Source organism: Pseudomonas parafulva NBRC 16636 = DSM 17004 (assembly GCF_000730645.1).
GTDB classification, from domain to species: domain Bacteria; phylum Pseudomonadota; class Gammaproteobacteria; order Pseudomonadales; family Pseudomonadaceae; genus Aquipseudomonas; species Aquipseudomonas parafulva.
Map to the genome: position 1 here is coordinate 17,009 of NZ_BBIU01000019.1, position 14,796 is coordinate 31,804.

The 14,796-nt window shown below is 62.3% G+C and carries 10 protein-coding genes and 1 pseudogene; 7 read left to right on the top strand and 4 right to left on the bottom strand.

From position 1 onward, the window contains the following. The first annotated feature begins 148 nt into the window (after positions 1–148). The 3 genes from PPA02S_RS13795 (at position 149) to PPA02S_RS13805 (ending at position 4,553) form a co-directional block, all read left to right on the top strand. Positions 149–1,693: a Fic family protein gene (locus tag PPA02S_RS13795; RefSeq protein ID WP_028635084.1), complete on the top strand. Its 1,545-nt coding sequence runs from the start codon at positions 149–151 to the stop codon at positions 1,691–1,693. A 72-nt stretch (positions 1,694–1,765) separates the two neighbouring features. Next, a complete protein-coding gene (locus tag PPA02S_RS13800) occupies positions 1,766–3,487 on the top strand; it encodes a SulP family inorganic anion transporter (protein WP_028635085.1) in 1,722 nt (573 codons plus the stop codon). Positions 3,488–3,539: 52 nt separating this feature from the next. Further along, entirely contained in the window at positions 3,540–4,553 is a 1,014-nt protein-coding gene (locus PPA02S_RS13805) for a DUF4917 family protein (RefSeq protein WP_028635086.1), read from the top strand. Here PPA02S_RS13805 and PPA02S_RS13810 read toward each other — a convergent pair whose 3' ends face one another. The 4 genes and pseudogenes from PPA02S_RS13810 to PPA02S_RS13820 all read right to left on the bottom strand — a co-directional run bounded on the left by PPA02S_RS13810 (position 4,554) and on the right by PPA02S_RS13820 (position 7,384). After that, entirely contained in the window at positions 4,554–5,060 is a 507-nt protein-coding gene (locus tag PPA02S_RS13810; protein ID WP_028635087.1) for a helix-turn-helix transcriptional regulator, read from the bottom strand. 5 nt (positions 5,061–5,065) lie between these two features. Then, a pseudogene (locus PPA02S_RS23355) lies at positions 5,066–5,340 on the bottom strand (hypothetical protein). A 154-nt stretch (positions 5,341–5,494) separates the two neighbouring features. Then, on the bottom strand, positions 5,495–6,700 hold the full coding sequence (locus tag PPA02S_RS13815) for a class I SAM-dependent methyltransferase (protein WP_028635088.1): 1,206 nt from the start codon (positions 6,698–6,700) through the stop codon (positions 5,495–5,497). Positions 6,701–6,766: 66 nt separating this feature from the next. Further along, positions 6,767–7,384, bottom strand: coding sequence for a TPM domain-containing protein (locus PPA02S_RS13820; protein WP_028635089.1), 618 nt, complete (start codon positions 7,382–7,384; stop codon positions 6,767–6,769). A gap of 186 nt (positions 7,385–7,570) precedes the next feature. On the opposite strand from PPA02S_RS13820, the gene bglX reads away from it, so the two are divergent. The 4 genes from bglX to PPA02S_RS13840 all read left to right on the top strand — a co-directional run bounded on the left by bglX (position 7,571) and on the right by PPA02S_RS13840 (position 14,554). Beyond that, the gene (bglX, locus tag PPA02S_RS13825) at positions 7,571–9,862 is read left to right on the top strand and encodes a beta-glucosidase BglX (RefSeq protein WP_028635090.1); all 2,292 of its coding nucleotides are present in this window, start codon (positions 7,571–7,573) and stop codon (positions 9,860–9,862) included. 42 nt (positions 9,863–9,904) lie between these two features. Then, positions 9,905–11,659: a sensor histidine kinase gene (locus PPA02S_RS13830; protein WP_028635091.1), complete on the top strand. Its 1,755-nt coding sequence runs from the start codon at positions 9,905–9,907 to the stop codon at positions 11,657–11,659. Beyond that, positions 11,656–12,990: a sigma-54-dependent transcriptional regulator gene (locus PPA02S_RS13835; protein WP_028635092.1), complete on the top strand. Its 1,335-nt coding sequence runs from the start codon at positions 11,656–11,658 to the stop codon at positions 12,988–12,990. Before PPA02S_RS13830 ends, PPA02S_RS13835 begins: the two co-directional genes overlap by 4 nt. Positions 12,991–13,234: 244 nt before the next feature. Continuing rightward, positions 13,235–14,554, top strand: a complete 1,320-nt coding sequence (locus PPA02S_RS13840; RefSeq protein WP_028635093.1) for an MFS transporter — start codon at positions 13,235–13,237, stop codon at positions 14,552–14,554. Positions 14,555–14,796: the final 242 nt, after the last annotated feature.

Below are 14,796 nucleotides of genomic sequence, written 5' to 3' on the forward strand. Positions count from 1 at the left end.
CGGCGTCCCATTGCGTTGCATCTATCCGCCTGGATCACTGCTCGATAATGCATCCTGGAGCGCTACGGCATCGGCTTGATACTTATCGATTTGGTGTAGAATCTGTGAATCGTTAACGTTTTAGCTCGTTCGTTAAAGGAATCCCACCATGCAGGTTGGTTTCAAGGCTCTTGCCGCCCGGCATGGCATCGCGCTGGTACAGCCTTTGCGAGTGGGTTCCACCCTCGGCGCGAGTCGCATCAGCCGTGACACTGGCAACCAAATCGAGCATCAATATCCGCCGCACTACCGGCCAACGGATGATTTCGCCGGCCATTTCGAGTTTGGCCTCAAATACGAAGAAGTCCACCTAGAGTTCTTCGCGCGGTTATTTGCTGTGGTAGGCCCCAAACCCATCGAGGCCTGGTGCACCAGCGCGCCATTTGGCCAGTACGCCCGCCGCACGGGCTTTTTGTACGAATGGTTGACCGGGCAACCGCTGGACGTGCCTGACGTCACCAACGGCGGCTATGTCGATGCCGTTGCAGCAGACAAATACCTTACCCGAACCAAGCCAGCGCGAGTGCGCCGCTGGCGTATCAATAACAATCTGCCTGGAACGCCAGTTTTTTGCCCTGTCGTTCGCCGCACGCAGGCCGTCCAGGAAGTGCTGCAATTCGATCTCGCCGCCGCGCTGGGTGATTTGGACCGTGCCTATGGCGCCGATATTCTTCAACGGACCGCCAGCTGGTTGACCTTCAAGGAATCACGGGCGAGCTTTCTGATCGAGAAAGAGGCGGACCAGGCCAGCCGCATCCAACGTTTCGCTCATGTCATCGCCCAGCACTGCGGCCATATTCAAGACCCACTAAGCGATGAAAGCCTGCATACCTTGCAAGCTGGAATCCTGGGCCACGATGCATTCGGGCTTGGGCTAAGACGCTCACCGGTCTTCGTGGGCCAAGCGACGATGCGGGAAAATATCGTGCATTACATCGCCCCGCATTTCGATGACCTGGGGCCTATGCTCGCGGGGCTGGACGGGTTTGAGCAGGCCACGAGAGGGCGCGAGTCACTGGCCCGTGCCGCGGTACTCGCGTTCGGCTTCGTCTATATCCATCCCATGCGGGACGGCAACGGCCGTATTCATCGATTTCTGATCAATGACACCCTCGTACGCGACAAGGCAATCCCGGACGGCGTGATCTTGCCCGTTTCGGCCACCATCACGAATTCAGCCGAGTTCCGCTCAGGGTACGATCGCACGCTGGAGACGTTTTCTCGCCCGTTCATGCGTCGCTACGCAACCTCATATCGTTTCGGCGAGCTGAAGAATCATGAGGATGGCACACCCAGTAATTTCATCTTTGACGACTACGACGATGCAAAATTTGCCTGGCGATATCCCGACCTGACCGAGCACGTGGTGTACACCACGCGCCTCGTAGCACACACGGTGCGGGAAGAGATGGCCGAGGAAGCCAAAGCCCTGATCGTCTTCCAGTGTGCACTGGAGCGTCTCAAGGATGTCGTCGAGGTCCCGGACCAGGACGCCCATCGCATTATCCGGTCCATCAAGGAGAACGGCTGGCACATTTCCGGCAAGCTGAAGAAGCAATACCCTCAGCTGGAAGACCAACACCGGGCTGATCGTATCCTCGAAGCCATCCGGTCAGCGTTTGAAGAGGGGAGAACCAGCGGCGGCCTTGACTGAGGTTATGGCCATTTGCCTGCCAATCCGCTTCAATGCGCAACTGGTCTGTGACACACCCTGAAAGGACTCCCCATGGCGCTTTCCCGTTGGCTGCCTGGCCTCGCCAACCTGCTGCATTACCGCCGCGAATGGTTTCACGCTGACCTGCAAGCCGGGCTCTCGGTGGCGGCCATCCAGATTCCCATTGCCATTGCCTATGCGCAGATCGTCGGCCTGCCGCCGCAGTACGGCTTGTATGCCTGCGTACTGCCCATGATGGTGTATGCGCTGATTGGCAGTTCGCGGCAGTTGATGGTGGGCCCGGATGCGGCCACCTGCGCGATGATCGCTGGCGCAGTGGCGCCGCTGGCCATGGGCAACCCGCAACGGCTGGCTGAGCTGTCGGTCATCATCACCTTGCTGGTCGGGGTGATGCTGATCGCCGCTGGGCTGGCACGGGCGGGCTTCATTGCCAGCTTCTTTTCACGGCCCATCCTGATCGGTTACCTCAATGGTATCGGCCTGAGCCTGATCGCCGGGCAGCTGTCCAAGGTCGTGGGGTTCAGCATCGAGGGTGACGGCTTCATCCTGAGCCTGATCAACTTCCTGCAGCGGCTGGGCGAAATCCACTGGCTCACGCTGATCATCGGGCTGGCCGCACTGGGGTTGCTGATCTGGCTGCCGCGCCGCTACCCTCGCCTGCCCGCCGCACTCACAGTGGTGGCGCTGTTCATGCTGCTGGTGGGGCTGTTCGGGCTGGACCGCTTCGGCGTTGCCATTCTGGGCCCGGTGCCTGCAGGCATTCCACAACTGGCCTGGCCGCACAGCAACCTGGCCGAGATGAAAAGCCTGCTGCGTGATGCCCTGGGTATCGCCACCGTGAGTTTCTGCAGCGCCATGCTCACCGCCCGCAGCTTTGCTGCCCGGCATGGGTATGCCATCAATGCCAACCACGAGTTCGTGGCATTGGGGGTCAGCAACCTGGCAGCCGGTGTTTCGCAAGGCTTTGCCATCAGCGGCGCCGATTCGCGCACCGCAGTCAACGACATGGTGGGTGGCAAGAGCCAGCTGGTAGGGGTTGTGGCTGCCCTGGTCATTGCCGCGATCCTGCTGTTCTTCACCGCGCCCATGGCGTGGATCCCCCAAGCCGCGCTAGGCGCCGTGCTGCTGATGGCCGGCTGGGGGCTGATCGATGTCAAGTCGCTTAGGCATATCCGCAAGCTGAGCCGCTTCGAGTTCTGGCTGTGCCTGCTGACCACAGCCGGCGTGCTGGGCCTGGGCGTGTTGCCCGGCATCGTGTTCGCCGTGACCCTGGCCATCTTGCGGCTGCTCTACACCATCTACCAACCCACCGATGCCGTGCTCGGGTGGCTGCCAGGCACAGAAGGCCAGGTGGACATTCGCAAACACAAGCAAGCGCGCACCGTGCCCGGGCTGGTGGTGTACCGCTTTGATGACGCGATTCTGTTTTTCAATGCTGACTACTTCAAGATGCGCCTGCTGGAGGCGGTTCACAGCCAACCGCAGCCCAAGGCTGTGCTGTTCGATGCCGAAGCGGTGACCAGCATTGATGTGAGCGGCATCGCAGCGCTGCGCGAAGCCCGCGACACCCTCGCCGCGCAAGGCATCCTGTTTGCCATCGCCCGGGCCCGTGGCACGTTCCTGCGCATGCTGGTGCGTTCGGGCCTGGCCAGGGAAATGGAAGACCGGCTGCTGTTCGGTTCGGTGCGGGCGGGCATCCGCGCCTACCGGGTATGGCGCAACAGAACCCGCCACGAGGAAGCACCAGCGGCAGGTACCCAGCCGCTCGGTTAGGGCGTGGCATGTTAAAGTCCTGCCGTTCCCGCTTCGCCCAACGGACTTCAGCATGCCCGCACTCGACGCCACCCTCCTACCCTGGCCAGACCTTGCCGCCCAGCACCCTTGCACTGCCTTGCTGGTGGGCAACGGCGCCAGCCGTGCGCTGTGGAAGCCATTCAGCTATTTCTCGCTCTACGAGCAAGCCCAGCGCGCCGGCCGCAAGAAAGGCCTGGCGATCAGCGACCAGGCACTGTTCAAGTCCCTGGGTACGGAGCTGTTCGAACCCGTGCTCAGCGCGCTTAATGCCACCGTGCGCACCAACGCTGCACTGGCCATCAATTCCACAGCGCCGCTGAACCGTTACTATTCGATCAAGGAAGCGCTGATCCACGCCGTACGTACCGTGCACCTGCCATGGCCGCTGGTGCCCGCTGCTACATTGGCAACCCTGAACCAGGCCCTGCGCAGCTATCGCAGCGTGTACACCAGCAACTACGACCTGCTGTTGCCATGGGCCCTGCAACACGCGCCGCAGGGCTTCGCCGAACTGTTCGACGAACAAGGCTTCTTCGATGTACGCCGCACAGCCTGCGAAGGCACCCGGGTACTGCACCTGCACGGCGGCATGCACTTGCTCAAGCTGCCCGACGGCACCACACGGCAGCGCAGTGCCAGCAGCGCGGAGCTGCTCCAAGGCTTCGCCGTGAATACCCCCGGTGAGGTGCCCCTGTTCGTCAACGAAGACCGCAGCGACAAAAAACTGCGGGCCATCCGCAACTCGGATTACCTCAGTTGGTGCCTGGGGCAACTGGCTGGGGAACAGGATGGGGTCTGCCTGTTCGGGCAACACCTGGACAGCAGCGACCAGCACCTGCTGGACGCCATCCGCCAGGCCAGGCCCAAGCACCTGGCCATCGCCATACGGCCATTGGGGGAGGCGTCGGTGATCAACCAGAAGCGGCACTTCATGAGCCGCCTGGAGGGCTTGGCACACACACCGGTTCACTTCTTTGATGCCGCTACGCATCCATTGGGGCAGGCGGCGCTGGCGATTGATGTGCCCCGGGGTTTCAATTCGTGATCAGCGGGCCGAATGGGCTGCACCGAAAAGGCGGTCGTAGGCGCTTGAGATATTGATCGCCATCGCCGTATGCGCCAACTCGAAAACCCCTTGTCCTATGGCATAGGTCTCTCGCTTTCTGAGCCAGACCAGAATATCCGCAAGGTGCCAGAGTGAGGTACGGCCCTCGTGCACGGGCGCAGGAAAATCACTGTAATGGGCCAGCATCAATTTCCGCATGTTCTGACGAGAAACGCCTATCAGGTCAGCGACGTCAGTAAGCCCGACCAAGTCCGGGGTCGCTTCGATCAGGCGAGCAGACGGTATTGCACGATAGACATCCTGTAACGCGCTTTGCAGGGCTTCATCGGCAGAGCCCGATTCGCGAATGAAAGCCAATGCCAGTCGCCCCGGCTGGCCCACACCGATCAAAGCATCGTCGCACCCGTTTTCAGCAAGGCGCTCAAGAAGAGCGTCAGCATCGTATGGCTTACTCAATTGGTACTTGAGTGTGAATTCATACTCCATACTCATCACTCTATCTTTGAGTCCACAGTGTTATTGACTGCGCAGCGGCCTGAACAGTTATCGACTGTACGTTTAATCTGACGGGCAAAATTACCGGGGTTTTTGGGCGTGCTCCAGATGCTGGTGATACAGAACTCACCGCACCTACAATCGGAATTATTCCAAGGGCAATAGATTTTCCCCCAACAATGCCCACCCCAACCCTGATTTTCCAGCCCCTCGACTGTGCGTATCGCAGCGCAGCCTCGACTTCCTTATTGGAATGAATGGGCCGTGACATCAGCGTCCTCGAGTGTGGCATGTGCGCAAGGGTTGTCAACTGACAACCTCTATGGACATGCAACACTAGCGTAGGAATAGGCGTGGGTGGGTCGATAAGGAAAATTCGGATTATTCCTATCTGCCATCTACATCTTTCGTACGAGCATGGGGTGTTAAAGCAGCCTGTCCGCCCGCAGAAGCGTCTCCAGGCAATGCTCCTGCACGCCGTAGAATGCCTTGAGCTGGGCAATCTTCTCCAACAGCGCACCGTTGTCCACGGGCTGCCGCCGTTTCACCGCAAGAATCATCTTGTTCTTGTTGGTGTGCTCCAGCGAGATGAACTCGAACACCTTGGTCTCGTAACCACAGGCCTCCAGGTACAGCGCGCGCAGGCTGTCGGTGAGCATCTCGGCCTGCTGGCCCAGGTGCAGGCCGTATTGCAGCATGGGTTGCAGCAGCCCCGGGCTTTGCAGTTGCGGGCGCACCTGCTTGTGGCAGCACGGGGAGCACATGATGATCGCGGCGTTGCAACGGATGCCGGTGTGGATGGCATAGTCCGTAGCGATATCGCAGGCATGCAGGGCGATCATCACCTCGATGGCTTCGGGCACCACGCTGCGCACATCGCCACACTGGAACTCCAGCCCCGGGTGCTCCAGGCGGCCAGCAGCGGCGTTGCACAGCTCGACCATGTCCTGGCGCAGTTCCACCCCGGTCACCTTTGCCTCACGGGCCAGGGTATTGCGCAGGTAATCGTGCATGGCAAAGGTCAGGTAGCCCTTGCCAGAACCAAAGTCTGCCACCCGCAAGGTCTGCCCGGCCGGTACCGGGGCGCTGGCCAGGGCGTGGTCGAACACCTCGATGAACTTGTTGATCTGCTTCCACTTGCGCGACATCGACGGGATGAGCGCGCCATGGGCGTCGGTAACCCCCAGGTCGCGCAGGAACGGCCGGGACAGCGCCAGGTAACGCTTCTTCTCCCGGTCATGGCCGTTATCCACCACCGCCTCTCGTGGAGCCTGCGCGCCGTGACGCTGCAGCATGGGCTTGCCTTTCTTGCTGAAAGTAAGCTGCACCTCTCCCTCGGCATCGAACAGGTGCGCATTGCGAAAACTGCCCGGCAGCAGTTCGGCCATCAACGCCAGCGCCTGCTCGGAGGGCAGGTTGCGGGTGATGTCGCGGGTCTGGTGGCGATAGACCAGCGACAGGCACGGCTGACCCTTCACCGACAGCGGCTTGGCAATGATGCGTTGCAAGGTCGGGTCGGCACCCACAGGGCGCGCCAGCACCAGCTTTACCAGCGTGTTGCCCTGCAGGGCAGTGCCGAGCAGGTCGAGAAACCGGACGCGTGCATCCGGCGTGGAGGTACTGGCAGACATGGGAAAACGGTGCCTCGAATAGCGGGGAGCGCATTCTACACCTTGTCGCCTTCGCCCGCTGGCGCGCTAGTCGAGGATCACCAGCCGGTTGGGCAACTGGTTGCGGGCATGGGTAGGCGGCACATGCTGGCCCAGCAGTTCTGCACACGCATCGATGCATTCGACAAAACCCTGCAGGGTCTGGCCACCGCGTACCTGCTCGGCCAGGCGGGCGACGAGGGCGCCGCGGGCTGCACCGTCGAGAAAGCACGCGACGCCCTGGTCGGCCAGGATCTCGGCATGTTGCTCCGCCTCGCTGACGAAGATCAACACGCCGGTAGCGCCTACCGTGCGCTGCAGGTTGAGCACGCGAAATTGCTGACGGGCCAGCCGCGAAGCACGCCAGCGCCGCAACACCCGCGGCATCAGCCGGCTGGCAACGTGCGGGCTGCGCAGCAGCAGGCACAACACGATGAACAGCAGGACGTTGGCGACGATCAGGCCGCGCACGCTGGGCCAGCCCAGCAGCCAATGCAGCATGCCAGGCACCGCCAGCGCCAACAGGGCTGCCCAGAACAGCGGCAGGTAGGCATAGTCATCGGCGCGCCGGGCCAGCACCGTGACCAGCTCGGCGTCGGTGCGCTGCTCGGCACGGGCAATGGCTTCGGCGATCTGGCGCTGATGGTACAGGTCGAGAGGGGTCATGCCGTCGTTCTCTTGAGCGTTCTTATAGTTGTTGTCCCGGCTTGCGGGGCTTCGTCCGCGGGCGAGATATTCAGGCATAATCCGCCGCTGGAAGAGATGCCTGCAAATCGTACAACAATAGCCGCCCGAAAACTTCGGCCGCGCACGTATCACGCTGGATACGGCACAGGCCCTCAACGGAATTCATTGATGAAACTGTCTTTGCTGGGCCTGGCCATGGGCCTTGCCAGCCAGGCGGCACTTGCCGCCACACCCGCGCCGCCCCTTGAAGACAAACGGGCGTTCATCGATCACCTGGTCAGCCAGATGACCGAAGCCGAGAAGATCGGCCAGCTGCGCCTGATCAGCATCAGCCCGGAAATGCCCCGCGAGAAAATCCGCGAAGAGATCGCCGCAGGCCGCATCGGTGGCACCTTCAACTCACGCACGGCCCCGGAAAACCGCCCGATGCAGGACGCGGCCATGCGCAGCCGGCTGAAGATCCCGATGTTCTTCGCCTATGACACCATCCACGGCGAGCGCACCATCTTCCCTATCGGCCTGGGTATGGCTGCCACCTGGGACATGGACGCCGTCGCCAAGGTTGGCCGCACGGCCGCCATCGAGGCGGCGGCCGATGCGCTGGACATGACGTTCGCGCCGATGGTCGACATCGCCCGTGACCCGCGCTGGGGCCGCACCAGCGAAGGCTTCGGCGAAGACACCTACCTGACCTCGAAAATCGGCCAGGTGATGGTGCGCGCATTTCAGGGCAGCAGCCCGGCCAACCCCGACAGCATCATGGCTATCGTCAAGCACTTCGCTCTGTACGGCGCCGTGGAAGGCGGGCGCGACTACAACACAGTCGATATGAGCCTGCCCAAAATGTACAACGACTACCTGCCGCCCTACCGCGCCGCGCTGGATGCCGGAGCTGGCGGCGTCATGGTGGCGCTGAACTCGATCAACGGCGTGCCGGCCACCTCCAACACCTGGCTGATGAACGATGTGCTGCGCAAGGAGTGGGGCTTCAAAGGTGTCACCATCAGCGACCATGGGGCCATCCAGGAGCTGATCCGCCACGGTGTCGCCCGCGATGGCCGTGAAGCCGCCAAGCTGGCGATCAAGGCCGGTATCGACATGAGCATGAACGACACCCTGTACGGCCAGGAACTGCCAGGTTTGCTGAAAACCGGCGAGGTCAGCCAGGGCGAGCTTGACCAGGCCGTGCGTGAAGTGCTCGGTGCCAAGTACGACATGGGCCTGTTCAAGGACCCGTACGTGCGTATCGGCAACGCTGAAACCGACCTCAAGGACTACTACGGCAACGACCGCCTGCACCGCGAGGCCGCACGGGACGTGGCGCGGCGCAGCCTGGTGCTGCTGGAAAACCGTAACCAGGCGCTGCCGCTGAAAAAAGCCGGCACCATCGCCCTGGTCGGCCCCCTGGCCGATGCCCCCATCGACATGATGGGCAGCTGGGCTGCCGATGGCAGGCCTGAACATTCGGTCACCGTGCGCGAGGGCCTGCGCCGGGCTGTGGAGGGCAAGGCCAAGCTGGTCTACGCCAAGGGCGCCAATGTGACCGGTGACAAGGCGATCCTCGACTACCTGAATTTCCTGAACTTCGATGCCCCGGAAATCGTCGACGACCCACGGCCACCTGCGGTGCTGATCGACGAAGCGGTCAAGGCGGCCGAGCAGTCGGACGTGGTGGTGGCGGTGGTCGGCGAATCGCGTGGGATGTCCCACGAGTCGTCCAGCCGCACCACCCTCGAGATCCCGGCCAGCCAGCGTGAACTGATCAAGGCGCTGAAGGCCACCGGTAAACCGCTGGTACTGGTGTTGATGAATGGCCGCCCGCTGTCCATCGGCTGGGAGCGGGAGCAGGCTGACGCCATTCTGGAAACCTGGTTTGCCGGCACCGAAGGGGGTAACGCCATCGCCGATGTGCTGTTCGGTGACTACAACCCGTCCGGCAGGCTCCCCATCACCTTCCCGCGGTCTGTCGGGCAGATCCCGATGTACTACAACCACACCCGTATCGGCCGGCCGTTCACGCCGGGCAAGCCGGGCAACTACACCTCGCAGTACTTCGAGGAACCCAACGGCCCGCTGTACCCATTCGGTTACGGCTTGAGCTACACCCGCTTCGAACTGTCGGGGCTTGACCTTTCGCACAAGCAGTTCAAGCGCGGCGATACCCTGCAGGCCAAGGTGACGGTGAAAAACACCGGCAAGGTTGCCGGCGAGACCGTGGTGCAGTTGTACCTGCAGGATGTAACCGCGTCGATGAGCCGGCCAGTCAAAGAGCTGAAGCACTTCCAGAAGGTGATGTTGCAGCCCGGCGAAACGCGGCAGTTGACCTTCGCCATCCGCGAAGACGACCTGAAGTTCTATAATGGCCAACTGCAGCGGGTTGCCGAGCCGGGTGAGTTCAACGTGCAGGTGGGGCTGGACGCCGAGGCAGTGCAGCAACAGGGCTTCGAGTTGCTTTGACTGAGTAGGCCGCCCCGATAGCCAACCACCGGACCTGACCCGATGCCCTTCACCTTCCGCGCCCTGCGTCTGGGGCTGATCACCTTGCTGATCGTGCTGGGCACCGTGCTGAGCGCGGGCTGGGCCATGCACCACGCCAAGCGTCAGGCCATGGAGGCCGACGCCCGGCTTGCCAGCCAGCAGTTGGGCCTGTACGCCAATACCCTGCACACCCTGATCGACCGTTACAGGGCGCTGCCTGCGGTGCTGGCACTGGACCCGGAACTGATCGCCGCCTTGCGCGGCCCTGTCGACGACCAGGTGCAAGACGCCCTGAACCGAAAGCTTGAACGGATCAACGGCGCGGCCAACTCGTCCACCCTCGAACTGCTCGACCACACCGGGCTGGCCATCGCTGCCAGCAATTGGCGGCTACCCACCAGCTACGTGGGCTCCAACTATGGCTTCAGGCCCTATTTCACCCAGACCCGCAACCAGGGTAACGGTCGCTTCTACGCCGTGGGTGTGACCAGTGGCGTACCGGGGTATTTTCTGTCGAGCGCGGTGCTCGACGAACAGGGCCGCTTTCTCGGCGCCATGGTTGTAAAACTGGAGTTTCCAGAGCTTGAGCGTGAGTGGCGCCAAGGCAGCGACATTCTGTTGGTCAGCGATGCCCGCGGCATCACCTTCATTGCCAACCAGGACGGCTGGCGCTACCGGGAGCTGCAGCCGCTGACCGGTGCCGACCGTGCCGAACTGGCTGAAACCCGCCAGTACGACAAGCAACCCCTTGTGCCCCTGCCCCATCAGGTGCTCACCCGGTTTGCCGCCAACAGCACCCTCAGCCGCGTGCAGGGCCCCCAAGGCAGTGCCGATTACCTGTGGGAAACCCTGCCGCTGGACAGCGAACGCTGGGCCCTGCACCTGCTGCGCAAGCCCCAGGTAGGCCCGGATGCCCGCAATGCGGCATTGGGCGCAGCTGCCGTGTGGCTCAGCCTGGTGTTCGCGGCGCTGTTCGTCAGCCAGCGCCTGCGTATTGCCCGCCTGCGCCAGCGCAGCCGCGCCGAGCTTGAGCGCCAGGTCGAGGAGCGCACCCGGGAGCTGCGCACCGCCCAGGAAGGGCTGGTACAAACGGCAAAACTGGCGGCACTGGGGCAGATGTCTGCGGCCATGGCCCATGAGATCAACCAGCCGCTGACGACCCAGCGCATGCAGCTGGAAACCCTGCGCCTGCTGCTGGACCATGGGCGCTACGATGAAGCGCGCCAGGCCCTCGAACCCCTTGAGCAGATGCTGACCCGCATGGCGTCCCTGACCAGCCACCTGAAAACATTCGCCCGCAACAGCCCGGGTGGCCTGCGCGAGCGGCTGGACCTGGCCACCGTGGTCGACCAGGCCCTGCACCTGCTGGAAACCCGCATCCACAGTGAAGGCATCCAGCTGGCACTGTACTTGGCGCGCCCGGCCTGGGTGCGGGGCGATGCCATCCGCCTGGAACAGGTGTTGATAAACCTGCTGCGCAATGCCCTGGACGCCATGGCCGACAAAGGCTACCGCCGCCTTGAAATCCGCATAGAACCGCAAGCCGGGCTGTGGCGCCTGAGTATTCTGGACTCAGGCGGTGGTATCGCCGAGGCCGACCTGGCCAGAATCTTTGAGCCGTTCTTCACCACCAAACCCGTAGGCGAAGGCCTGGGGCTTGGCCTGGCGATATCCTATGGCATCGTGCATGACGCAGGTGGCCGGCTACAGGCAGAGAACGTGCCTGGCGGCGCCTGCCTTAGCCTGACCCTGCCCCGTGACCTGGAGCCCGCATGATGAATTCAGTGATCGTCATCGACGATGAGGCCAGCATCCGTAGCGCTGTGGAGCAGTGGCTGAGCCTGTCCGGTTTCAATGTGCAGCTGTTCGCCCGTGCCGACGAGTGCCTGGCGCAGCTGCCAGCGCACTTCCCCGGGGTGGTCATCAGCGACGTCCGCATGCCGGGCATGGATGGCCTGCAGTTGCTGGAACGCCTGCAGGCAGCCGACCCCGACCTGCCTGTGATCCTGCTGACCGGCCATGGCGATGTGCCAATGGCCGTGGACGCCATGCGCAGCGGTGCTTATGACTTTCTGGAAAAGCCATTCACCCCGCAACACCTGCTGGGCAGCCTGCGCCGCGCCCTGGAAAAACGCCAGCTGGTACTGGAAAACCGCCGCCTGCACGAACAGGCCGACCTCAAGACCCGGCTGGAGGCGAGCTTGCTTGGCATGGCTCAAAGCACGCAGTTGCTGCGCCGCCAGTTGCTCGACCTGGCAGGCCTGCCCGTCAATGTGCTGATCCGTGGCGAGACGGGCAGTGGCAAAGAGCGGGTGGCGCGCTGCCTGCATGACTTTGGCCCACGGGGCGACAAGCCTTTTGTGGCACTCAACTGCGCGGCCATTCCGGAAGCGTTGTTCGAGGCTGAGCTGTTCGGCCATGAAAGCGGTGCCTTCACGGGCGCCCAGGGCAAGCGCATCGGCAAGCTGGAGTACGCCAGCGGCGGCACGGTGTTTCTCGACGAGATCGAAAGCATGCCGCTGGCGCAGCAGGCCAAGCTGCTGCGGGTGATACAAGAGCAGAAAATCGAACGCCTGGGCGCCAACCAGAGCATCAGCGTGGACCTGCGCATCATCGCGGCCACCAAACCCGACCTTCTCGAAGAGGCACGGGCCGGGCGCTTTCGCGAAGACCTTGCCTACCGGCTGAATGTTGCCGAGTTGCGCCTGGCGCCTTTGCGCGAACGGCGCGAAGACATCGCCGTACTGTTCGAGCACTTTGCCACCGCCGCTGCCAACAAGCTGGGCCGCAATGCCGTGCCCCTGTCTGGCGCACAGTTGGCCCAGCTGCTCACCCATGACTGGCCGGGCAACGTGCGCGAACTGGCCAACGCGGCAGAGCGTCATGCGCTAGGGCTTGGCTCACCCACCCTTGACCCTGTGCCGGCAGGTCAATCCCTGAGCGAGCGCATGGAAGCCTACGAAGCGCAGTGCCTGCGCGCAGCGCTGCGCCAGCATGGGGGCGAGATCAAGGCCGTGATGGACGACCTGCAGCTTCCCAGGCGCACCCTCAACGAAAAGATGCAGCGCCACGGCTTGCTACGAGAAGATTTCTTGTCGAGCCAATAAGCGGAAATCCGCCTACTCAGGCAGCCCTATAAGCGGATTTTTGCTTGCACAAGGTGTAGGGCCACCCACATCTGGCCGTTGGCCTGCGCCACTGGCCACACCCCAGGCGCAGTGCTGGTAAGGGCTACCGCCCCTCAAATGCCCAAAGACGGGTCACTGCGCCCCCATTTGGCACACCTTCTGCAATCACCAGTGCCAGCTGCGCCCAGGCGCGCTTCACAAAAACAACGAGAAGGTATCCCTGATGGATAACGCCACCTCCCTGCCAGCCGGGGCGGCCAACGCGCCGGCCGCAGAAAAAACCACCGCCAGCCGCCTCAAATCGATCTTCAGCGGTTCCATCGGCAACATGGTCGAATGGTATGACTGGTACGTCTACGCAGCATTCTCGCTGTACTTCGCCAAGGCATTTTTCCCGGCGGGCGACTCCACCGCACAATTGCTCAACACCGCAGCGATCTTCGCCGTAGGCTTCCTGATGCGCCCCATCGGCGGCTGGTTGATGGGCTTGTACGCCGACCGCAAGGGCCGCAAGGCGGCGCTGATGGCGTCGGTACTGCTGATGTGCGCCGGCTCGCTGGTCATCGCCCTTACCCCCGGTTACGAAACCATAGGCGTTGCTGCCCCCGTTCTGCTGGTGATCGCGCGCCTGATGCAGGGCTTGTCGGTGGGTGGCGAATACGGCACCTCGGCCACCTACCTCAGTGAAATGGCCAGCAAGGACCGCCGTGGCTTCTTCTCGAGCTTCCAGTACGTCACGCTGATCTCCGGCCAGCTCATCGCCCTGGCTGTGCTGATTATCCTGCAACAAACCCTGACCACCGAGCAGCTGTATGCCTGGGGCTGGCGCGTACCGTTCGTGATCGGTGCCCTGTGCGCCGTGGTGGCCCTGTACCTGCGTCGCGGCATGGAAGAAACCGCCTCGTTCACCAAGAAGGAAAAGGCCAAGGAAAGCCTGATGCGCACCCTGATGCGCCACCCCAAGGAACTGCTGACCGTGGTCGGCCTGACCATGGGCGGCACCCTGGCGTTCTACACCTACACCACCTACATGCAGAAGTACCTGGTGAATACGGTGGGCATGAGCATCAGTGACTCCACCACCATCTCGGCCGCCACGCTGTTCCTGTTCATGTGCCTGCAACCGGTGATTGGCGGGTTGTCCGACAAGATCGGCCGCCGCCCCATCCTGATTGCCTTCGGTGTACTGGGCACGCTGTTCACCGTACCGATCCTCAGCACCCTGCACACTATCCAGACCTGGTGGGGCGCGTTCTTCCTGATCATGGCGGCACTGATCATCGTCAGCGGCTACACCTCGATCAACGCGGTGGTAAAAGCCGAACTGTTCCCCACCGAAATCCGCGCCCTGGGTGTCGGCCTGCCCTACGCCCTGACGGTGTCGATCTTTGGTGGTACCGCTGAATACGTGGCGCTGTGGTTCAAGAGCGCGGGTATGGAAAGCGGGTTCTACTGGTACGTCACAGGGTGCATCGCCTGCTCCCTGCTGGTGTACGCCACCATGAAGGACACCAAGCAGCACTCCCGGATCACCACCGACTGATCTCTGCCGGTAACAACGGAAAAGGGCGCTCCAGTGATGGAGCGCCCTTTTTCGTTGTGCCTACCCCTTAATACTCGATTAATTCCACAGCCAGATACTACCCAGGCTGAATAATCATTTGCCCCAGCATCTTGTGAATCGCCGCCGCTCACGCGATGGCAGGCACTTGAGCACACTAACATATCGAATTATACGATTATTTAACGCAGATTTATGCGCTTAACAATCAACATTGTGGGCGT

Excerpts from the sequence above, each read along its gene's own strand:
- PPA02S_RS13795 (WP_028635084.1), top strand. The coding sequence starts at position 149 with ATGCAGGTTGGTTTCAAGGCTCTTGCCGCCCGGCATGGCATCGCGCTG.
- PPA02S_RS13800 (WP_028635085.1), top strand. The coding sequence starts at position 1,766 with ATGGCGCTTTCCCGTTGGCTGCCTGGCCTCGCCAACCTGCTGCATTAC.
- PPA02S_RS13805 (WP_028635086.1), top strand. The coding sequence starts at position 3,540 with ATGCCCGCACTCGACGCCACCCTCCTACCCTGGCCAGACCTTGCCGCC.
- PPA02S_RS13810 (WP_028635087.1), bottom strand. The coding sequence starts at position 5,060 with ATGGAGTATGAATTCACACTCAAGTACCAATTGAGTAAGCCATACGAT.
- PPA02S_RS13815 (WP_028635088.1), bottom strand. The coding sequence starts at position 6,700 with ATGTCTGCCAGTACCTCCACGCCGGATGCACGCGTCCGGTTTCTCGAC.
- PPA02S_RS13820 (WP_028635089.1), bottom strand. The coding sequence starts at position 7,384 with ATGACCCCTCTCGACCTGTACCATCAGCGCCAGATCGCCGAAGCCATT.
- PPA02S_RS13830 (WP_028635091.1), top strand. The coding sequence starts at position 9,905 with ATGCCCTTCACCTTCCGCGCCCTGCGTCTGGGGCTGATCACCTTGCTG.
- PPA02S_RS13835 (WP_028635092.1), top strand. The coding sequence starts at position 11,656 with ATGATGAATTCAGTGATCGTCATCGACGATGAGGCCAGCATCCGTAGC.
- PPA02S_RS13840 (WP_028635093.1), top strand. The coding sequence starts at position 13,235 with ATGGATAACGCCACCTCCCTGCCAGCCGGGGCGGCCAACGCGCCGGCC.